General features: G+C 61.3%; 17 protein-coding genes. 10 read left to right on the top strand and 7 right to left on the bottom strand.

Annotation, left to right across the window (positions count from 1 at the left end; translation table 11 throughout):
• Nucleotides 1-38: 38 nt before the first annotated feature.
• Nucleotides 39-935 carry a LysR substrate-binding domain-containing protein gene (locus ACVWSC_RS25530; RefSeq protein WP_442109937.1) on the top strand — a complete coding sequence of 299 codons (897 nt, stop codon included), beginning with the start codon at nucleotides 39-41 and terminating at the stop codon, nucleotides 933-935.
• Nucleotides 936-1,052: 117 nt separating this feature from the next.
• Complete coding sequence (gene ggt, locus ACVWSC_RS25525; RefSeq protein ID WP_442109935.1) at nucleotides 1,053-2,720, top strand: gamma-glutamyltransferase; 1,668 nt, start codon at nucleotides 1,053-1,055, stop codon at nucleotides 2,718-2,720.
• A 74-nt stretch (nucleotides 2,721-2,794) separates the two neighbouring features.
• Here ggt and ACVWSC_RS25520 read toward each other — a convergent pair whose 3' ends face one another.
• Together ACVWSC_RS25520 and ypfJ are read right to left on the bottom strand one after the other, a co-directional pair.
• On the bottom strand, nucleotides 2,795-4,714 hold the full coding sequence (locus ACVWSC_RS25520; protein WP_442109933.1) for a methyl-accepting chemotaxis protein: 1,920 nt from the start codon (nucleotides 4,712-4,714) through the stop codon (nucleotides 2,795-2,797).
• Nucleotides 4,715-4,914: 200 nt separating this feature from the next.
• On the bottom strand, nucleotides 4,915-5,796 hold the full coding sequence (gene ypfJ, locus ACVWSC_RS25515; RefSeq protein ID WP_442109931.1) for a KPN_02809 family neutral zinc metallopeptidase: 882 nt from the start codon (nucleotides 5,794-5,796) through the stop codon (nucleotides 4,915-4,917).
• Nucleotides 5,797-5,996: 200 nt separating this feature from the next.
• Here ypfJ and pcaH point away from each other — a divergent pair, with 200 nt between their 5' ends.
• Complete coding sequence (pcaH, locus tag ACVWSC_RS25510; protein WP_442109929.1) at nucleotides 5,997-6,716, top strand: protocatechuate 3,4-dioxygenase subunit beta; 720 nt, start codon at nucleotides 5,997-5,999, stop codon at nucleotides 6,714-6,716.
• 10 nt (nucleotides 6,717-6,726) lie between these two features.
• Nucleotides 6,727-7,332 (top strand): protocatechuate 3,4-dioxygenase subunit alpha, encoded by a 606-nt coding sequence (pcaG, locus tag ACVWSC_RS25505; RefSeq protein WP_442109927.1) that lies wholly within the window; start codon nucleotides 6,727-6,729, stop codon nucleotides 7,330-7,332.
• 134 nt (nucleotides 7,333-7,466) lie between these two features.
• On the opposite strand, the gene ACVWSC_RS25500 is transcribed toward pcaG, so the two are convergent.
• A complete protein-coding gene (locus ACVWSC_RS25500; RefSeq protein WP_442109925.1) occupies nucleotides 7,467-9,185 on the bottom strand; it encodes an FAD-dependent oxidoreductase in 1,719 nt (572 codons plus the stop codon).
• A 178-nt stretch (nucleotides 9,186-9,363) separates the two neighbouring features.
• Here ACVWSC_RS25500 and ACVWSC_RS25495 point away from each other — a divergent pair, with 178 nt between their 5' ends.
• From ACVWSC_RS25495 to ACVWSC_RS25485, 3 genes are all read left to right on the top strand, one after another.
• Nucleotides 9,364-10,140 carry an IclR family transcriptional regulator gene (locus ACVWSC_RS25495; protein ID WP_442109923.1) on the top strand — a complete coding sequence of 259 codons (777 nt, stop codon included), beginning with the start codon at nucleotides 9,364-9,366 and terminating at the stop codon, nucleotides 10,138-10,140.
• 123 nt (nucleotides 10,141-10,263) lie between these two features.
• Nucleotides 10,264-11,079: a sugar phosphate isomerase/epimerase family protein gene (locus ACVWSC_RS25490; RefSeq protein ID WP_442109921.1), complete on the top strand. Its 816-nt coding sequence runs from the start codon at nucleotides 10,264-10,266 to the stop codon at nucleotides 11,077-11,079.
• Between the two features lie 15 nt (nucleotides 11,080-11,094).
• Nucleotides 11,095-11,973, top strand: a complete 879-nt coding sequence (locus ACVWSC_RS25485; protein WP_442109919.1) for a DMT family transporter — start codon at nucleotides 11,095-11,097, stop codon at nucleotides 11,971-11,973.
• Here the strand turns inward: ACVWSC_RS25485 and ACVWSC_RS25480 are convergent.
• Nucleotides 11,970-13,310 (bottom strand): MFS transporter, encoded by a 1,341-nt coding sequence (locus ACVWSC_RS25480; RefSeq protein ID WP_442109917.1) that lies wholly within the window; start codon nucleotides 13,308-13,310, stop codon nucleotides 11,970-11,972. The genes ACVWSC_RS25485 and ACVWSC_RS25480 overlap by 4 nt on opposite strands.
• Before the next feature lie 302 nt (nucleotides 13,311-13,612).
• Here ACVWSC_RS25480 and quiC point away from each other — a divergent pair, with 302 nt between their 5' ends.
• Together quiC and ACVWSC_RS25470 are read left to right on the top strand one after the other, a co-directional pair.
• The gene (quiC, locus tag ACVWSC_RS25475) at nucleotides 13,613-15,517 is read left to right on the top strand and encodes a 3-dehydroshikimate dehydratase QuiC (protein ID WP_442109915.1); all 1,905 of its coding nucleotides are present in this window, start codon (nucleotides 13,613-13,615) and stop codon (nucleotides 15,515-15,517) included.
• A 77-nt stretch (nucleotides 15,518-15,594) separates the two neighbouring features.
• Nucleotides 15,595-16,263: a TetR/AcrR family transcriptional regulator gene (locus ACVWSC_RS25470; protein WP_442109913.1), complete on the top strand. Its 669-nt coding sequence runs from the start codon at nucleotides 15,595-15,597 to the stop codon at nucleotides 16,261-16,263.
• Nucleotides 16,264-16,299: 36 nt separating this feature from the next.
• Here ACVWSC_RS25470 and ACVWSC_RS25465 read toward each other — a convergent pair whose 3' ends face one another.
• Nucleotides 16,300-17,163 carry a shikimate dehydrogenase gene (locus ACVWSC_RS25465; protein ID WP_442109911.1) on the bottom strand — a complete coding sequence of 288 codons (864 nt, stop codon included), beginning with the start codon at nucleotides 17,161-17,163 and terminating at the stop codon, nucleotides 16,300-16,302.
• A 161-nt stretch (nucleotides 17,164-17,324) separates the two neighbouring features.
• Between ACVWSC_RS25465 and ACVWSC_RS25460 the strand changes: the two genes are divergently transcribed.
• Nucleotides 17,325-18,482: an alkaline phosphatase family protein gene (locus ACVWSC_RS25460; protein ID WP_442109909.1), complete on the top strand. Its 1,158-nt coding sequence runs from the start codon at nucleotides 17,325-17,327 to the stop codon at nucleotides 18,480-18,482.
• A gap of 61 nt (nucleotides 18,483-18,543) precedes the next feature.
• Here the strand turns inward: ACVWSC_RS25460 and trmA are convergent, their stop codons facing one another.
• The gene (gene trmA, locus ACVWSC_RS25455; RefSeq protein ID WP_442109907.1) at nucleotides 18,544-19,629 is read right to left on the bottom strand and encodes a tRNA (uridine(54)-C5)-methyltransferase TrmA; all 1,086 of its coding nucleotides are present in this window, start codon (nucleotides 19,627-19,629) and stop codon (nucleotides 18,544-18,546) included.
• On the bottom strand, nucleotides 19,626-20,921 hold the full coding sequence (locus tag ACVWSC_RS25450) for an NCS2 family permease (protein WP_442109905.1): 1,296 nt from the start codon (nucleotides 20,919-20,921) through the stop codon (nucleotides 19,626-19,628). Before ACVWSC_RS25450 ends, trmA begins: the two co-directional genes overlap by 4 nt.
• Nucleotides 20,922-21,032 lie beyond the last annotated feature (111 nt).

Here is a 21,032-nt window from a genome sequence, read left to right as displayed (position 1 = left end):
CTATCTATCACGGTTGTTGCCATCTCCGGGATACAGCCGTGAAAGTCAGGTCCGATGAATTGCAGGTGTTCGTCTCGGTGATCGAGTGCGGCTCGATTTCTGCCGCCGCCGAGCTCAATGCGCAGACGCCTTCGGCGGTCAGCCGAACGTTGTCGCGCCTGGAAGCCAAGCTCGGCACCACGTTGATCAACCGTACGACACGGCGCATGGACCTGACCGAAGAAGGGCGATTCTTCTTCGAGCGGGCCAAGGCGATCCTGCAGCAAATGGATGAGCTTGAAGAGCACCTGTCGCTGCACCATCAAACGCCTTCAGGTCGCCTGCGAATCAATGCGGCCTTGCCGTTCATGTTGCATGCCATCGTGCCGTGGGTCGGTGAGTTCCGCGCGTTGTATCCGCAGATCCAGCTGGAACTCAACACCAGTGACCAGATCATCGACTTGATCGAGCAGAGCACCGACGTTGCCATCCGCATCGGCGAGCTGGCCGACTCCAGCCTGCATGCCCGTTCGCTGGGCTGCAGCCCCTTGATCGTGCTGGCCAGCCCCGAGTACCTGGCGCGGCATGGCACCCCCGAGCGGGTCGAAGATTTGCAGGCGCATTCGCTGCTCGGTTTTACCCAGACCGAAACCCTCAATCATTGGCCGCTGCGCCATGTCGAGGGTGACCGCTTGCTGATCCGCCCGAGTGTCTCGGCCTCCAGCGGCGAAACCTTGCGCGAGCTGGCGCTGGCCGGTGAGGGCATCGCCTGCCTGTCGCACTTCATGACCCATGAAGATATCCGCAGCGGGCGTCTGCAGGTGGTGTTGCCCGAGTACAACAGCGGCTATCGCCAACCGATCAACGCGGTGTACTACCGCAACTCGCAGCTTGCCCTGCGCATCCAGTGCTTCCTCGACTTCATCCAGCACAAGCTGGCGGCCTACGCCTGCTGAATAATCGGCTTGCGACAGAACCTTCCTGCGAGCGGCGAAAACGCCAGCGGTGTTTGATTAGTTTTCCGACATAAGCCTTAATGGCTGTTCAACGAAAACAACACCAAGGAAGCGCTCATGCACGTTGTGATGTTCCGATCCCTGGCCCTGAGTGCCGCGATAATCGCCAGCTCATCGGCTTACGCCGTGACACTGGAAGGTGGCGCGGTGGCTGCACCCGATCAATATGGTGCACAGGTGGCCGCCGAAATCCTCAAAAAAGGTGGTAACGCGGTAGACGCCGCCGTCGCCACGGCCTTCACCCTGGCCGTGACCTACCCCGAAGCCGGCAACATCGGCGGCGGTGGGTTCATGACCCTGTACATGGACGGCAAGCCTTACTTCCTTGATTACCGCGAAATTGCGCCCAAGGCTGCCAGCCGCAACATGTACCTGGACGAAAAAGGCGAAATTATCGAGAACCTGAGCCTGGTCGGTGCCCGCGCAGCTGGTGTACCCGGTACGGTGATGGGCTTGTGGGAGGCGCATCAAAAGTTTGGCAAGCTGCCCTGGGCTGAGCTGATCACCCCGGCGGTGGGCTACGCGAAGAACGGCTTCAAGATTGCTGCCAAGCAGTATCAGTACCGCGAAGATGCCTTGGGCCTGTTCAAGGACAGCACCAACTTCAATGACTACTTCGGCACCATGAAAGTTGGCGAGACCTTCAAGCAGCCGGAGCTGGCGCAAACCCTGGAGCGCATTGCCGACAAGGGCGTCAGTGAGTTCTATCAGGGCAAAACCGCCGACCTGCTGGTTGCGCAGATGCAGGCGGACAAAGGCCTGATCAGCAAAGACGACCTCAAGGATTACAAGGCGGTGTGGCGTGAGCCGATGGGCATCGAATGGCGCGGCAACATGGTCTACACCGCACCGCTGCCAAGTTCGGGTGGTGTCGCGCTGGCGCAGCTGCTGGGCATCAAGGAAAACCGTGCGGCTGACTTCAAAGGCGTGGAGCTGAACTCGGCGCGCTACATTCACTTGCTGGCGGAAATCGAAAAGCGCGTGTTCGCTGACCGTGCCGACTACCTGGGAGACCCGGCGTTTTCCAAGGTGCCGGTGGATAAGCTGATCGCCAAGGACTACATCGCCAAGCGCGCTCAAGAGGTCAACCCGAACGCCATCTCGGAAACCGAGAAAGTCCGCCCAGGCCTGGAACCGCACCAGACCACGCACTTCTCCATCGTTGACAAAGACGGCAACGCCGTCAGCAACACCTACACCCTGAACTGGGACTACGGCAGTGGTGTGGTGGTCAAGGGCGCAGGCTTCTTGCTCAACGACGAGATGGACGACTTCAGCTCCAAGCCGGGTGTGGCTAACGCCTTCGGTGTAGTCGGTGGTGACGCCAACGCCATCGAGCCGGGCAAGCGCATGCTGTCGTCGATGGCGCCGACCCTGGTGACCCGTGATGGCCAGGTCACCCTGGTACTGGGTACGCCGGGTGGTTCGCGGATCTTCACCTCGATCTTCCAGGTGCTGAACAACCTGTACGACTACAACCTGCCGCTGGAGAAAGCGGTGGCGGCGCAGCGCGTGCATCACCAGTTGCTGCCCAAAGACACCATTTACTTCGACGCTTATGCGCCACTGACCGGCAAGGTCGCTGATGAGCTGAAGAAGATGGGCTACACCCTGGAGGATCAGGGCTGGGAGATGGGCGATATCCAGGCCATTCGCGTCAATGGCACCGCGCTGGAAACCGCTTCTGACCCACGTGGGCGTGGGGTGGGGCAGGTGGTTAAGTAAGCGTTGAATTTGTCGCGGGGCAAGCCCGCTCCCACCAGACTTATCCGGTGGGAGCGGGCTTGCCCCGCGATTTTTTACACGCGGAAGTGACTGACCAACGTTTGCAGCTGATTACCCAACCGCGCCAACTCAACACTGGAGGCCGCCGTCTCATCGCTGGCCGCCGCTGTCTGCTCTGACACATCACGAACGTTAACGATGCTGCGGCTGATCTGTTCAGCCACGGCGCTCTGCTGCTCAGCAGCAGCGGCGATCTGCTGGTTCATCGACTGGATGTTCGACACCGTGCGGGTGATGCTCTCCAGCGAAGCGCCGGCTTTGCGCGTCAGGTCGACACTGCTTTCGGTCAGGTTACGGCTACCCAGCATCACATTGGCCACCTGCTGCGTCCCACTCTGCAAACCGGCGACCAGCTCTTCAATCTCTTCGGTCGATTTCTGCGTACGCTGGGCCAGGCCGCGCACTTCGTCGGCCACCACCGCAAAGCCACGACCGGCTTCACCGGCACGGGCCGCTTCGATGGCGGCATTCAGCGCCAGCAGGTTGGTCTGCTCGGCCACCGATTTGATCACGTCCATGACGCTACCGATCTTCTGGCTTTCCTGTTGCAGCAGGGCCATGGCTTCGGTGGAACGCTGCACTTCTTCGGCCAGGCGTTCGATCTGGCTGATCGCCTCGGCCACGACTTGATCACCGGCCCGCGCTTGCGCATCGGCGTCGGTGGCCGCAGAGGAGGCATGCTCGGCATTACGCGCGACTTCCTGCACGGTGGCCGCCATTTCGTGCATGGCCGTGGCAACCTGATCAGTCTCGATTTTCTGGCTGTTGACCCCGGCGCTGGTTTCTTCAGTGACCGCCGACAGCTCTTCCGCGGCGCTGGCGATCTGGGTGACACCATCGCGGATGCCGCCGATCAGGTCACGCAGGGTCGCCGCCATGCGTTGAATGCCTTGTTGCAGTACGCCCAGTTCGTCGCGGCGGGTGACGTGCAGGTTGTGGCTGAGGTCGCCAGTGGCGATGCGTTCGACCACGGCCAGGGTTTCGCGCAGCGGGCGAGTGATCTGGCGAGTGATGATGACCGCCGCCAGCACGCCGGCCAGCAAGGCCAGCAGGGTTGCGGTGAGTTGCAGGGTGCGGGCCTGAGCACTTTCGCTGTCGCGGCGTTCAATCTGGATCTTGTACAGCGCATTACTGGTCTTGACGATGGTTGCACCTTGTACGGTCATTTCCTGACGGGCGACGGCAACGTCGGCGGTGGCGTCGCGGAACTGGCGAACAGCCTCACGGTAGGCCAGTACGGCGCTTTCGAACTGCTGGATACGCGCCGCTTCGGCTGGCATCTGACGGTTCAGGCTGGCGATCTCGGCCAGCGCATTATCAAGCTGGCGCAGCGCCAGTTGTTCGGTTTCGCTGCTGATATCGGCAATGTAGCTGCGCACGGCCAGACGCACTTGGAACAGTTGCTCCTTGGCCTGGGTGATGGTGCGGAACTGCTCCAGGCGGCTGGCGTCAGTTTCGGGCAGGGCGAGGATGTCGCGGTTGATCGCTTCGACCAGCTCGATGGCACGGGAAGCGGCCAGGTTCATCGCATCGCGTGCGGCAAGGCTGGTTTTGTAGCCTGCGCGCATTTTGTTGATCGAAACCTGGTACTCGCTGATGGTCAGGCCCAGGTCCTGGAGCAGTTTGACGTTCTCTGGGCTCTTGAAGTTCTTGAGCAGCTTTTGTTGCTGTGCACTGAAGGCGTTGAGCTTGACCTGGACATTACCAGCGGCGGCATCGTCGCCGTTGGTCAGCATGTACTGCAGGCGGGTGACACGCAGTTCGGCCAGGTCGCTGTTGAGCTGAGTGATGTCACTCATCCAGTTACTGCGATCAATCAGCCCACCCATGCTGTTCCAGCCGGTCAAGGCCAACAGGCCGGTGAGCAGCAGCACCAGGCCGAAGCCCAGGCCGAGTTTCAGGTTGAGGCTGATATTGGCAAACCATCTATTCATGTAATCCCTCCAGGAACGTTGTGCGTCTTGATCCATATCGCTGGAAGGTTGTTGTTTTTGATGGCCAGCCGATGCTCTGAGCAAGGTGTATCGGCCACTTGCGGCGGAGCTGAAACGCTTTTTCAGCAAAAATATTCAGGGGAAGTTTCAGAGTGTTTCCGCGGCAGGGAAGGGCCCTGCCGCGGGTCAGGCGGGCGCCTTTAAAGTGCGCGGGCGGAGAAGGTATCGCACTGGCTGATGTCGCCTTTGGCGAAGCCGGTCTTGAACCAGCGTACGCGCTGCTGCGAGGTGCCATGGGTGAACGAATCCGGTACTACGCTACCCTGGCCTTGCTGCTGCAAGCGGTCGTCACCAATGGCATTGGCGGCGTTCAGGGCTTCTTCGATATCGCCGGGCTCAAGCCAGTTCAGGCGCTGCTGGGCCTGGTAAGCCCAGACACCGGCCAGGCAGTCGGCTTGTAACTCCTGACGCACCAGCAGGCCGTTGTCGCCTTCCATGCGTTCGCCACGCTGGCGCGCCGCCTGAACCCGGGTCGACACACCAAGCAAGGTCTGCACATGGTGACCGACTTCGTGGGCAATCACATACGCCTGGGCGAAATCGCCCGCTGCGGCAAAGCGCTGCTCCATTTCGCGGAAGAAGCTCATGTCGAGGTAAACCTTCTGGTCAGCCGGGCAATAGAACGGGCCGACCGCCGAGGAGGCGAAGCCGCAGGCTGAGTTGATCTGGCCGCTGAACAGGGTCAGGGTCGGGTCTTTGTACTGACGGCCAGCCTGGGCGAAGATCGCCCGCCAGGTGTCCTCGGTATCGCCGAGGATAGAGGCGACGAACTCGGCCTGCTCATCGTTGGCCGGTGGCGCCTTGCCGGTGCCGGTGCTGACCGGCGCACTGGTCTGGCCCATCTGCCCGGTCAATTGGCCGAGGATCTGTAGCGGGTCTTGCCCGGTGATCCAACCGATGCCGACTATCAACAGAATCGCCCCGATGCTCAGGCCCTTGCCACCGCCGAAGCGCATGCCGCCACCGCCCTCGCCACGGGCATCGACCACATTGTCGCTACGCCTGCCTTTTCGCCATTGCATGAGTGCTCTCCAGCGCTTGAAAACATGAGCTAGAAGATTAGTTCACCCGGCGTAGCTCCGTGGGATTACTGCGTCTTTCATAACCTATTGGTTATGCATGCAGGGGTTCTTTTCAATGTTCTCCACAGCGGACATGCCGGAAACTGCAAGCTCGCCTGCCACGCTCAGGTGTTCCAATAATTCCAAGACAGGAGAACGGCATGTCTGTGCAAGACAACAGTCGCTTCGCTATCCGTGATCGTAACTGGCACCCGAAGGCCTTCACGCCGGATTACAAAACTTCCATTGCCCGTTCGCCGCGTCAGGCGCTGGTGAGCATTCCTCAGTCGATCAGCGAAAGCACAGGGCCGGACTTTTCTCACCTGAAGTTCGGTCAGCATGATCACGACCTGCTGCTCAATTTCAACAACGGTGGGCTGCCGATCGGTGAGCGGATCATTATTGCCGGCCGTGTCTGCGACCAGTACGGCAAGCCAATCCCGCACACCCTGGTGGAAATCTGGCAAGCCAACGCCGGTGGCCGCTACCGCCACAAGAACGACCGCTACCTGGCGCCGCTGGACCCCAACTTCGGTGGTGTCGGCCGCGCGCTGACCGACAGCGAGGGCTACTACAGTTTCCGCACCATCAAGCCGGGCCCGTACCCATGGCGTAACGGCCCCAATGACTGGCGCCCGGCGCATGTGCATGTCTCGATCAGCGGCCCGTCGATTGCGACCCGTCTGATTACCCAGCTGTATTTCGAAGGCGACCCGCTGATTCCGATGTGCCCGATCGTCAAATCGATTGCCAATCCGGATGCGGTGCAGAGCCTGATTGCGCGCCTGGACATGAGCAACGCCAACCCGATGGACTGCCTGGCGTACCGCTTCGACATCGTCCTGCGCGGCCAGCGCAAGACTCACTTCGAAAACTGCTGAGGAGCGTCCCATGCCTACTCAATTGCTGCCGGAAACGCCTTCGCAAACCGCAGGCCCTTACGTACACATCGGCTTGGCCCTGGAAGCGGCAGGCAACCCAACCCGCGATCAGGAAATCTGGAACTGCATGGCCCGCACCGATGCGCCGGGTGAACACATTCTGGTGTTCGGCAATGTCTATGACGGCAACGGCCACCTGGTCAGGGACTCGTTCCTGGAGTTCTGGCAAGCCGACCACAATGGTCAGTACCAGGGCGACTTCGACCTGGAACAGCCGTTCAACAGTTTTGGCCGCACGGCGACCACCTTTGACGCCGGTGAGTGGACATTGCACACCATCAAGCCTGGCGTCGTGCGTAACGCTGCCGGGGTGCCGATGGCACCGCATATCAACATCAGCCTGTTTGCCCGTGGTATCAACATCCACCTGCACACGCGCCTGTACTTCGATGACGAGGCCCAGGCCAATGCCCAGTGCCCGGTGCTCAACCTGATCGAACAGCCGCAGCGGCGCGAGACTTTGGTGGCGAGCCGTTGTGAAGTGGACGGCAAGCTGGCCTACCGCTTTGATATCCGTATTCAGGGCGAAGGCGAGACGGTGTTCTTCGACTTCTGATTGCGGTTGGTTTTATCGCGGGGCAAGCCCGCTCCCACAGGTAGGAGTGGGCTTGCCCCGCGAAGCGATAGCACTGACACACCGCTATCGCGGGGCAAGCCCGCTTCTACCGGATGGTGTTGCGTTCACCGCGATCATTCGTACTCCGTCACCCCGGCAATATGCCGCCCGGCGATGTAGCCGAAGGTTGCCGCTGGCCCCAGATTGATCCCGCCAGCCGGGTAAAACCCGCCCATGATGCTGGCCATGTCCGTCCCCACCGCATACAAGCCGCTGATCGGCTGACGCTGGCTGTCCAGCACCTGGGCATGCTCGTTGGTCTTGAGCCCGGCGAAAGTACCAAAGCAGCCTGGCTCGACTTTCACCGCGTAGAACGGCCCCTGCTCGATCGGCGCGACGCAAGGGTTGGGCCCGTGCAGGGCGTCACCCTGTTTACGGTTGTAAGACGTCGAGCCGCGGCCGAACAGCGGGTCTTCGCCGTTGCGCGCGTGCAGGTTGTATTCGGCAAGTGTGGCAGACAACCCTTGTGGATCGATGCCGCACGCCGTGGCCAGGGCCTCGATGCTGTGGCCGCACTTCAGATAACCGGAACGGATGAATGGCTGCACAGGCAAGGGAAACGGCCGCGACATGCCCAGGCCATAGCGGCGTTGAAAGGCGTGGCTGCAGATCAACCAGGATTCGACCTTCTCTCCAGGTGCCTGGGCGACCATGGCGCTGACATAGTCGTAGTAACCGTCAGCTTCGTTGACGAAGCGTTTGCCGTTGGCCAACACCCCGATGATGCCGGGTTTGCCGCGTTCGATAATGTGCGGGAAGTGTCCGCTGCTGCCGTCCTTGTGGTTAACCCGCGAAACCGGCGCCCAGGCCACCGGGCTGTGCAGGTCGTCAGCTACCTGGCCTCCGGCACTTTCGCCCAGGCGCAAGCCATCACCGCTGGCGCCCAGCGGCGGCAGGGCCAGGTGTTCGTGGCCGGTTGGGGTTCGCGGGAACAGCGCTTTGCGCCGCTCGATGTCGTTGGCGAATCCACCGGCCGCCAGCACCACGGCTTTTCGCGCATGAATGCTGACGGGCCCACGCGCCGTCTCGACCACCGCGCCGCTGACCCGGCCCTGTTCCTGTAGCAACTGCCTGGCAGGGGCCGACTCCCAGAGCAACACGCCGAGGTCTTGCGCTGACTTGGCCAAACGTGCAACCAGCGCTACACCGTTGACCAGTTGCATCGCCCGGCCGTATTGCGCCAGGTCGAGCAGGTGGCGGCAGAAGCGCTTGCTCACATGCAGCAGGGAGCGCCACGAGCGGGTCAGGGTGAGGAACGCGTTGAGGTCTTTGCCGGCCATGATCGGCATGCCCAGGAACGACGTTTCGCGCATTGTCTTGCGCAGGCGCTTGAGCAGTTTGGCGACCTCGCGTCCGTCATAGGGCGCGGCAATCACCGAACGCCCACCGGTACCGGCACCCGGGGTTCGACCATGGATATCGGCAATGCCGTTGCCATCGGCAAATTGCAGCGCGGTATGGCGTTCGAAAAAAGACACCATGCGTGGCGCAGCCTCAAGAAAGGCGTCGATCATGCTGGCGTCAAAGCGTTCCCCCAATTCGTGCTCAAGGTAAGTGCGTGGCTGGGAACGCGCTTCGATGATCCCGGCCCGCTGCGCCAGCGGGTTGCACGGCACCCACATCCAGCCGCCCGACCAGGCCGTAGCGCCGCCGAACACCGCATCCTTTTCCACGACAATCACTTTCTGCCCATGCCATGCTGCCGTCACTGCAGCTGACAAACCGGCCGCACCGGAGCCGATGACCAGTACATCGCAATCGACCTGTGCGGGCGTGGGGGAACCGGTAGCCATGGGCAGTCTCTCCTCGAACAATGGGTTTTGTTATATTCTGGAACAAGATTCCATATTCTAGTTTTCCATGTGCTGCTCATCCAAGCGCTGAGCGTATAAAGTGGGCGAAGATCGGACAGTGTTTTGCGCTTTGCCCGTGGCTCTTTAGAATCGGCACAATTTTCAAGGACCGTGAACCATGGCCGGCAGTCAGATCGAACGCGCGTTCAGCCTTCTCGAACGCCTTACCAGCGAACCCCGTGGGCTGCCCCTGCAGACCCTGGCCGAAGAGCTGGATATCCCTAAGAGCGCCACCCACCGCATGCTCGCCGAGCTGATGCGCCTGGGTTATGTACGGCAAAACGCCGAGAGCCAGCGTTACCACCTGAGCACGCGCCTGGTGGCCATGGGCTTTCGCTACCTGGGCAGCAGCGGCGCCGACATTGTTCAGCCGATCCTCGATCGCCTGGCGCAGCAAAGTGGTGAACTGGTGCGCCTTGGAGTGATCGATGGCGACCGGCAAACCTGGATTGCCAAGGCCCAGGGCGCCCGTTCGGGCCTGCGCTATGACCCCGACATGGGGCGCGACGCGCCGTTGTTCTACACCGCCTCCGGGCATGCCTGGCTGTCCAGCCTGAGCGATGCGCAAGCCTTGTTGCTGGTCGAGCGTCAGGGGATCGCCGAGCCAGAAGCGTTCGGCCCCAACGCGCCGCGCTCCAATGCCGAACTGCTCGAGCGCCTGCGGCTGGCGCGCGAGCATGGGTATGCCTGGGTGGTAGAAAGCTCGGCGGTTGGCACCTCGGCCCTGGCCGCCGTGGTGCGTAACCCGGTGGATGGCCATGCCGTGGGTGTCCTCAGTGTTGCCGGGCCCAGCGCACGCATGAGCGAAGCCCGCCTGCATGAACTGGCACCCACCCTGTTGGCCGCCGCCGCAGAATTATCAGCAGCCAGCCCAGCCTCCGAACTCTTCACCTGATTCCCGACCCTGTAGGCGCGGCGGGACAGCGACCCGACTTGCCCCGCGATCCTATTATTTCCCTTGCACTGAAAGTGGAACATGGTTCTAAATAAGTGAATTCCACTTTCAGAGATCACAACCATGAGTCAACGCGTGATGTCCCTCGCTGCCCTGACCGTGCTCGAGCTGTCCCCTGTGGACATGGTCGAAGTTGCCGCCCGCGCCGGTTACAGCCATGTCGGCCTGCGCCTTGAGCCCGCCACACCCGAGGAACATCACTTTCCGCTGGTGACCGACGCCGGTTTGCGTCGGCAAACTGCCGCCCGCCTGCGTGACACCGGCATCAACGTGCTGGATGTGGAAATCCTGCGGCTCAAACCCGACACCTGCGTCGCCGACTTCGAGGCCTTGCTGGCAGTGGGCGCCGAGTTCGGAGCCAGCGAGCTGTTGGTGGCCGGCAACGATCCTGATGAGCAGCGTCTGACCGAGCGTTTCGCCGCGCTGTGTGAGCTGGCCGCACACTACCGCTTGCACCCACACCTTGAGTTCATGCCCTGGACCGATGCCAAGAACCTCAATCAAGCCGTGCGCATTGTCGAGCAGGCCGGGCGCGACAATGGGTGTGTGTTGGTCGATGCCTTCCATTTCGATCGTTCGGAATCGTCGCTGGATGACTTGCGCAAGCTGGCCCCGTCACGCCTGCGTTATGCTCAATTGTGCGACGTGGCGGGGCCGCGTCCCCAAGACATGGCCGAGATTTTGCGACAAGCCCGTAATGAGCGGCGTTTTCCGGGGGACGGCGATTGCGACCTGCCAGGGCTGCTGGATAGCTTGCCGCCCTCGATCCCCTTGAGCCTGGAAATTCCCACCCGGCACTTGTATGAACAGGGCGTCAGCGCTCTGCAACGGGCACAAATGGCCCTGGACAAGACCCATCAGCTGCTTGTGCAGCACTGACCGCGAGCTGATCTCATGCCCCGTTCCTCTGCGCTTAACGATGCCAACCAGCCATTGCGGGGCATTTTGCTGGTGGTGCTGGCGACCTTCCTGTTTGCCAGTCATGACGCCTTGTCGAAGTACCTGGCTGGGTTCTATCCGATTCTCTGGGTGGTCTGGGCCCGTTATCTGGTGCATACCCTGCTGATGATGGCGATCTTCCTGCCGCAGTCCGGGCTGCGTGTGTTGCGCACCCGCCGCCCCGGGCTGCAAGCGTTGCGCGCCTTGTGCCTGCTGGGCACCAGCCTGTTGTTTACCACGGCCCTGCAATACATCCCGCTCGCCGAAGCCACGGCGGTCAACTTCCTCGCGCCTTTGCTGGTAACGGCGTTGTCGTTGCCGTTGTTGGGCGAGAAGGTCACCCGTGGGCAGTGGGTGGCGGTGCTGGTGAGTTTTGTCGGGGTCACCGTGATCATTCACCCGGGCGGCGAACTGTTCACGCCTGCGGTGCTGCTACCGTTCGGCTCAGCGCTGTGTTTCTGCTTCTACCAGTTGCTGACCCGCAAGCTCAGTGGCATCGATAGCCCGACCACCAGCAACTTCTTCACCGGCGTGCTCAATACCCTGGTGATGAGCGCCATCGTGCCAATGTTCTGGCAAACCCCAAGCTTCATTCACGGCTTGATGGCCGTGGCGCTGGGCACTTGCGGCATGACGGCGCACCTGTTTCTGACTCAGGCTTTCCGCCATGCCCCACCGGCGATGCTGGCGCCGTTCAGTTACTGTCAGATCGTGTTTGCCGGATTGCTCGGCCTGGTGCTGTTCGGACACAGCCCGGACATGGCCGGGCTGGTCGGGATTGCGCTGATTTGCCTGAGTGGGCTGGGCGCTGCCTGGTTGCAGCGCAAACCCTAAGCTTCGACGTTCGGCACTTTGCGCGGCGCCATCAAGTACATCCAGATCAGGGCAATGAAGTACATCGCCGGGATCATGGTGAACAGCAAGGTGTAGTTGTTGTTGGTGGTGGTCAGGATGTAGCCCACCAACTGGGTCATGAACATCCCGCCAATCGCGGCGCACATGCCGCCGAAGCCGAACACCGTGCTCATCATGTGCTTGGGCGTGTAGTCCATCACCAGGCTCCAGATGTTGGCGGTCCAGGCCTGGTGCGCGGCGATTGCCAGCGAAATCGCCAGTACCGCGACCCACAGGCTGCTGGCGCCAGCGGCAAAGATCACACCGATGATGGTCAGGGCAAACAGCAGCATCGACAGCAGGCGCGCCTTGACCGGTGCCATGCCACGTCCAATCAGGAACGAAGACAGAATGCCGCCTCCGACGCTGCCGAAGTCGGCGCTGATGTAGATGACGATCAACGGGATACCCATCTGCGTCACGCTGATGCCCAGGTTGTACTGCTGGTTGAGAAACGGCGGCAACCAGTACAGGTAGAACCAGAACACCGGTGCGGTCATCGAGTAAGCCAAGGCGAAGGCCCAGGTGCCGCGCATACGCAAGATGCGCGAAAAGGGTACGCGGCTCTGTTCCGGCTCCACTTCACTTTGCACGTAGGCCAGTTCTTCCTTGCTGACGCTTGGATGGTCTTCCGGGTTGAAGTACTTCAAGCCCCAGAACACGACCCACACCAGGCCCAGCGCGGCCATGCCGAGGAAGGCGGCCTGCCAGCCCCAAATGGTGAGCACCAACGGCAGCAGCATCGGGGTGAACATCGCACCAACGTTGGTGCCGGCATTGAAGATGCCAGTAGCCACAGCCCGCTCACCCGCCGGGAACCACAGGCGGGTGGTTTTGACGCAGGCCGGGTAGTTGGCCGCCTCAGTCAGGCCAAGAATGAAGCGGCAAACCATAAAGCCCACCGCCGAAGTCGCCAGGCCATGGGCACCGGTCGCCAGGCTCCAGAGCAGCACGGCGCAGAAGAACACACGCTTGACGCCGATGCGGTCGATCAACCGCCCTTGAAGGACGAAGCCGATGGCATAGCCGACCTGGAACCAGAAGTTGATGTTGGCGTAATCCATCGCCGTCCAGCTCATTTCCTTGGCCAGAATCGGCTGCATGACGCCCAGGGCGGCGCGGTCGATGTAGTTCAGGGTGGTGGCGAAGAACACCAGGGCAAGCATGACCCAACGGGTCTTGCCGACCGCCATGGCGCCACGGATTTTATCGCCGATGCCGGCGTGCGGACCGCTGGCCAGCGGTTGGGCTATGCGGGTGCTGTGCGAATGGATCATGGGAGGGGTACCCGTATTTTTATGTTTATGGGTCAAGCATGGGTAATGCAACGCAAAGGACGCCGGGGTGTGCGGCTGTCGTTTGAAATGGCAGGCGTCGAGGCGCTTTTGGCGCGTCGAACATTTCTGCCCGGTGTCGAAATGGTGCGCCTGTGGTCAAAAAAGGGTCAATTCACCGAACGCTATTTTGGGCGATAATCGCACACAAAACTAACCAGTTAGTACCTTTTTAATTGAGCAAAAAGTGTACACCGCCAATAATCGCAGCATCCGGGTTTTGCCTACCCATCGGAGCCATAAAAATGCAGCGTTCGATTGCCACTGTGTCCTTGAGCGGTACCTTGCCTGAAAAACTCGAAGCCATTGCTGCCGCAGGCTTTGACGGGGTAGAGATCTTCGAGAATGACTTGCTCTACTACGCCGGCAGCCCGCGGGAAATTCGCCAGCGCTGCGCGGACCTGGGCCTGGCAATCACCTTGTTCCAGCCGTTCCGCGACTTTGAAGGCTGCCGCCGTGAGCGGCTGGCACGCAACCTGGACCGCGCCGAGCGCAAGTTTGACCTGATGCAGGAGCTGGGCACCGATCTGGTGCTGGTGTGTAGCAACGTGGCTGCCGATTCGCTGGGCGAGCGCCAGGTACTGGTCGACGACCTGCGACTGCTGGCCGAACGCGCCGGGGCCCGTGATTTACGCATCGGCTACGAAGCGTTGGCCTGGGGCCGCCATGTGAAGACCTGGCAGCAGGTCTGGGACATTGTGCAGGCCGCCGATCATCCTAACCTTGGGATGATTCTCGACAGTTTTCATACCCTGTCGCTCAAGGGCGACCCCAGTGCTATCGCCCAAGTACCCGGCGACAAGATCTTCTTTGTGCAAATGGCCGATGCGCCGCTGCTGGCCATGGACGTGCTGGAGTGGAGCCGGCATTTTCGCTGCTTCCCGGGGCAGGGCGAATTCGATCTGGCCGGGTTCCTGGCGCCGATTCTGAGCAGCGGTTACCGCGGGCCGTTGTCGCTGGAAATCTTCAACGATGGATTCCGCGCAGCGCCGCCGCGGGCCACCGCCGCCGATGGTCTGCGCTCACTGCTGTACCTTGAAGAGAAGACCCGCCAGCGCCTGGCACAGCCGCTTGAGCAACCCGACGACCTGCTGTTCGCGCCACCTGCAGCCAGCGCCTACGACGGCATCGAGTTCCTCGAGTTTGCCGTGGATGATGCCCTCGGCGCCAAGCTCGGCAACTGGCTGGAGCGTCTGGGATTCACCCGCGCTGGCATGCATCGTTCGAAGAATGTCAGCTTGCTGCGCCAAGGCGATATCAACCTGATTCTCAACGCCGAGCCCTATTCGTTTGCCCATAACTTTTTTGAAAGCCACGGCCCTTCATTGTGCGCCACGGCAATCCGGGTCAAGGACAGTGCCCAGGCCCTGGCTCGGGCGGTGGCTTATCAGGGCCAGCCGTATCGTGGGCTGGTCGGGCCGAATGAGCGAGAACTGGCGGCCGTGCGGGCGCCAGATGGCAGCTTGATCTATCTGGTCGATCAGGACGCGCAAGGGCGGACTATCTACGACACCGATTTCAGCCTGGCGCAGGCTGAGGGCAACAGCCTCGGGCTCAAGCGTATAGACCACATGGCCCTGGCCTTGCCGGCCGATGGCCTGGACAGCTGGGCGCTGTTCTACAAGAGCCTGCTGGATTTCACTGCCGATGACGAGGTGGTCCTGCCTGATCCCTATGGTTTGGTGAAAAGCCGGGCATTGCGCAGCCGCTGCAGTTCGATTCGCTTGCCGTTGAACATCTCGGAGAATCGCAACACGGCCATCGCTCATGCACTGTCGCATTACCGTGGCTCGGGCGTGCATCACATTGCCTTCGACTGCGACGATATTTTCACTGCCGTGAAAAAGGCCAAGGAGGCGGGCGTAGCCTTGCTCGACATCCCGCTCAATTATTACGACGATCTGGCTGCACGCTTTGATTTTGATGACCAGTTCCTCAGCGAGCTGGCCTATTACAACGTGCTCTATGACCGTGATGCTCAAGGCGGCGAATTGTTCCACGTGTACACCGAGCCATTCGAAGAACGGTTTTTCTTCGAAGTCTTGCAACGGCGCAACGGGTACAGCGGCTATGGCGCTGCCAACGTTGCCGTGCGCCTGGCAGCCATGGCCAAGGCGCGAGGCGGTTCACCGGCGCAAGCGCGTTTGTAGCGAAGCGGCCGGCAGGCTTTCTTCCTTTGCACCCGGGGCTCATAATCACCGGGTTAACTGTTGGCCACGAGTCCCGTATGACCACAATTCCAGCACTCTGCGCAGCCCCTGAACCAGTGGCGCGCAAGGGGCGCAAAAACAATCCGGAAAAGACCCGCGAGAACATTCTTCAAGCGGCAATCAGCGAGTTCGTCCAGCAAGGACTGGCGGGCGCCCGGGTTGATGCCATTGCCGAGCGCACCCAGACCTCCAAGCGCATGATCTACTACTACTTCAACAGTAAGGAGCAGTTGTATGTCGAAGTGCTGGAGAAGCTTTATGGTGATATTCGCAACACCGAAAGCAGCCTGCACCTGGCCGAGCTTGAGCCGCGCCAGGGTATTCGCCGGTTGATCGAGTTCACCTTTGATCACCATGATCGCAACGTCGATTTCGTGCGGATTGTCTGCAACGAAAACATGCACCACGGCGAGTACGTGAAGCGCTCCTCGGCGATTCGCTCGATGAACAAAACCGTGCTGATCGCACTGGACGAGATTCTGCGCCGCGGCGCTGCCGAAGGTGTTTTCCGCCAGGGGCTGGACGCGCTGGATGTGCACCTGCTGATCAGTTCGTTCTGCTTTTACCGGGTTTCGAACCGCAACACCTTTGGCGAAATTTTCCAGGTCGACTTTGAGGATGCAGCGCTCAAGGCGCGGCATCGCGAGATGATCTGTGAGTCGGTGTTGCGCTTTCTGAAGGCCTGAATCGCGGGGATGTAGGCGCGGGCTTGCCCCGCGATCCTACTCAGCCCCCATCTGCTGAAAATGCCCAAGCATCCGTGAAGCATCCGCCTCACGCCCGCTGAACAGTTCAAACGCCTTCACCGCCTGAAACACCGCCATGTTCGAGCCATCCAGGGTGCGACAGCCCAGCGCCCTGGCTTCGCGCAGCAGCTCGGTTTGCAGCGGAAAGTAGACGATTTCCGCCACCCACAGATCGGCTCTTAGCAGCGCTTTGGGAACCGGCATCCCCGGCAGTTTGGCCATGCCCATCGGCGTGCTGTTGACCAGCCCGTCGGCCTTGGCCATGGCGCTGTCCAGATCATGCCCGACACGGGCCCGGGCACCGTCGAAATGCGTATTGAGGTTATCCACAAGCGCCTGGGCCCGGTCCGTCTCGACATCGAAGATGATCAAGCACTCAACCCCTTCTGCCAGCAGCGCATGGGCCACCGCCGCACCCGCGCCTCCGGCACCCATCTGCACCACCTGGCGGCGTGGTGCATCGCTCAAGCCACGGCGAAAACCTTCGGCAAAGCCCAGGCAGTCGGTGTTGTGGCCGATGCGTTTACCGTCCTTGAGCACCACGGTGTTGACGGCACCAATACCCCGGGCTTCGGCGGACAGTTCATCGAGCAACGGCAGGATGACCTGCTTGCACGGGTAGGTAATGTTCAATCCGGTGTAGCCCATGCACTCGGCCGCCGTGAGCAGTTGTTCCAGGGCACTGCTGTCGAGTTTGAGCTGATCCAGGTCGATCAGCCGGTACAGGTAGTTCAGGCCCTGTGCATGACCTTCGTGCTCGTGCAGCGCCGGGGTTCGCGAGGCCTGGATGCCAGCACCGATCAAGCCGGCGAGGATGCCTGCAGAGTGAGCCGGATTCATGAGGGAAACTCCAATGTTGTTCTTGGGAAGACGCGTGCATTGAAAATGTACCGAATGGTTAATTTGGTCAATCGATGAGCACGCCTTGCGCTGTTTTTGTGTGCGCTGATCGCACAGCCTGTGCTACACCTGTTGCTTTGCACCAGACCACGGAGGGAGACATGGCGATGCCGTTCAACGATTTGCAGCTGATGGGAGAAACCTGGCCGGGCCTGGCCAGCCTGACGCAGTCGATCTTCGCCGCCCTGGGTGGTCGGGGCTTTCGCAACAGCTTCCACCTTGATCGCTCGCAGGCGACTTGCCTGCTGCTGATTGATGGTTTGGGCTGGAACCTGTTGCAGGCCCATGCCCGGCACGCGCCGTTTCTGGCCTCGTTAATGCAGCCGGACGGGCATTTTCGCGTCGGCTTTCCGGCGACCACGGCCGCCAGCCTGGCCTCGGTGAGTTCAGGGCTGGGCAGCGGTGCCCATGGCATTGTCGGCTGCAGCTTTGCTCTTGATGAACACACCGAACTGTCGCCCTTGTCGTGGACCACCGCAGCGCTGCATGCCGAAGCGCAGCCAGGTTCGGCCCCTGCGCCCGAGGCGTTTATCGTGCCCGCGGATGCCTGGAGCCTGGCCAGTGCGCAGGGGATCGCCATCAGCACGGTGATGCTCGGGCGTTATGCCAACTCGGCGTTCAGCCAGGCGATCTACAAGGCCGGGCAGATCCTCCCGGCGCCGGCCTATGACGCCTATCCGCAGTTGATCAATGCCGCCTTGGCGCGTTCCGGGTCTGCCTTCTGCTTCGCCTATTTCGGTGACCTGGATTTCGCCGGGCACTTGTTCGGCCCAGGCTCCGAAGCCTGGCTCAAACAGCTGGAAATCGCCGATCAGCTGGCGCGGGCCATCGCCGACCAACTGCCGGATTCCGTGCAACTGATGGTGATCGCCGACCACGGCATGCTGGCGCTGGATAACGCACAGGTGCGCGACTTCGATCTCGACCCGGTGTTGCAGGACGGCGTGCGCGCCATCGCCGGTGATATCCGTGCCCGTCATGTGTATGTGCCAACCCAGCAGGATCGGGTACACGAGCGCTGGCAAAACCGCCTGGGCGATGAATACCGGGTGATGTCCAAGGCCCAGGCGATTGCCAAGGGGCTGTTTGGCGATGTGATGTTGAGCCAGGCCGAAGCGCGGATCGGCGACCTGATTGTGGTGCCGACGGGGGCAGGGGGGATTATTCGCAGCGAGGTGGAGAAGCATGCCAGCCAGTGGCGAGGGCACCACGGCGCACTGACTGATGACGACCAGCGGGTACCGCTATTGATGTGCTAGGGATCGAGGGGCAAGCCCGCTCCTACAGGTTGTGTAGGAGCGGGCTTGCCCCGCGAAACACTCAACGCCGAACCAGCAACACCCCACTCTCCATGTGATGGGTATACGGAAACTGGTCAAACAACGCACAACGCTCGATACGGTGCGTATCGTGCAACTGAGCGATATTCGCCGCCAGGGTTTCCGGGTTGCACGAGATGTACAGAATGTTGTCGAAGCGTCGGGTCAGCTCGCAGGTGTCCGGGTCCATCCCGGCACGCGGCGGGTCGACGAATACGCTGCCGAACTCATAGCTCTTCAGGTCGATCCCTTCCAGACGACGGAACGGGCGCACTTCATTCAGCGCTTCGGTCAGCTCTTCGGCCGACAGGCGCACCAGGCGCACGTTATTCACCGCGTTGTCGTCGAGGTTATGCAGCGCAGCGTTGACCGAAGTCTTGCTGATTTCCGTGGCCAGCACCTTGCGCACCCGGGTCGCCAGGGGCAGGGTGAAGTTGCCGTTGCCGCAGTACAGCTCCAACAGATCGTCCTGCCGCTCGCCGAGCGCTTCATAGGCCCAGTTGAGCATCTTCTGGTTCACCGCGCCGTTAGGCTGCGTGAACGCGCCTTCTGGCTGACGGTAACGGAAACTGCGCCCTGCAATCTGCAGTTCTTCAACCGCGTAGTCGCGACCGATCACCACACGCTTGCCCTTGGAGCGGCCGATGATACTCACGCCCAGGTCTTGGGCCAGCTGCTGCGCTGCCGTCTCCCAGTGCTCGTCCAGTGGACGGTGGTAGCACAGGGTGATCATTGCATCACCAGCCAGGGTGGTGAGGAATTCGACCTGGAACAGCTTGAAGCTCAGCGCCGAGCTGGCTTGCCAGGCGGCCTTGAGCTGCGGCATCAGCTGATTGATGCGCAGGCTGGCGATCGGGAAGTCCTCGATCAGAATCGGCGTGTACTTCTCGCCAGGGGCAAACATCGCATAGAAGCGCTGTTCATTCTCACGCCACAGGCGGAACTCGGCGCGCAGCCGATAGTGCTCGCGTGGTGAATCGAACACCGCCGGCTCCGGCGCATCGAAAGGCGCCAGCAGCTCGCGCAGGCGCTCGACCTTGGCGTCGAGCTGCTGGGTGTAGGTCGAAGGGTCGAAAACTGCACTCATGCGTTGAACCAGCCCAACTTGACGACGAACAGAACCGAGAGAATCACCAGCGCCGGGTTCAGGTCACGGCCACGGCCAGAGATCAGTTTGATCGCCGTCCAGGTGATGAAACCGAAGGCGATGCCGTTGGCGATCGAATAGGTCAGCGGCATGGCCAGGGCGGTTACTACCACGGGCGCGGCTTCGGTGATGTCGTCCCAGTTTATTTCAGCCAGGCCCGAGGCCATCAACACGGCGACGAACAACAGCGCAGGGGCGGTGGCGAAGGCCGGTACGCTACCGGCCAGCGGTGCGAAGAACAGCGCCAGCAGGAACAGGATGGCGACGACGATAGCGGTCAGGCCGGTGCGGCCGCCCGCACTCACGCCTGCAGCCGATTCGATGTAGCTGGTGGTGGTCGAGGTACCCAGCAGGGAACCGGCCATGGCCGCAGTACTGTCGGCGATCAGGGCGCGACCCATCTTCGGCATGTGGCCGTCTTTGCGCATCAGGCCAGCACGCTTGGCAACACCGATCAGGGTGCCGGAGTTGTCGAACAGGTCAACGAACAGGAAGGCAAAGATCACACTGATCAGGCCGACATCCAGTGCACCTTTGATGTCCAGTTGCAGGAAGGTTGGCGCCAGCGAAGGCGGCATCGAGACCACACCGTTGAACGGGGTAACACCCAATACGATCGAGGCAACGGTCACCACCAGAATACCGATCAACACCGCGCCGCGGATCTTCAGCGCTTCAAGGGCGACAATCAGGAAGAAGCCCAGGGTGGCGAGGATGGGGGCGGGTTGCTTGAGGTCACCCAGGCCCACCAGCGTTGCCGAGTTATCGACGACGATACCGGCGTTATGCAGGGCGATCAGCGCCAGAAACAGGCCAATACCGGCAGCGATGGCCGAACGCAACGGCAGCGGGATGCTATTGACGATCCACTCCCGGATGCGAAAGATCGACAGCAGGAAGAAACACACCGCCGAAATGAACACCGCCCCCAGCGCTACCTGCCAGGTGTGGCCCATGTGCAGGACTACGGTGTAGGTGAAAAATGCGTTCAGGCCCATGCCCGGTGCCAGGGCAATCGGGTAGTTGGCGATCAGGCCCATGGTGGTCGAGCCGATGGCGGCGGCCAGACAGGTGGCTACGAACAGCGCGCCTTTGTCCATGCCGGTCTCGCCGAGAATGCTCGGGTTGACGAACAGGATGTAGGCCATGGCCAGGAAGGTGGTCACGCCCGCGAGAATTTCGGTGCGGACATTGGTGTTGTGTGCTTTTAGTTGAAACAGCCTTTCCAGCATGCCTGCTCCCCGTGGCGCGCCCCGGCGCCGTGAATGTATCGACCCCATCAGCAAAGCACAGACCGTACCGTACGGCGTGTTGATTGTGATTGAGTCGGAAAAAAGCCGCGC

This window comes from Pseudomonas sp. NUPR-002, assembly GCF_056322725.1.
The sequence above is the reverse complement of the archived record's forward strand: the minus strand, read 5'-3'. Positions and strand labels throughout refer to the sequence as shown.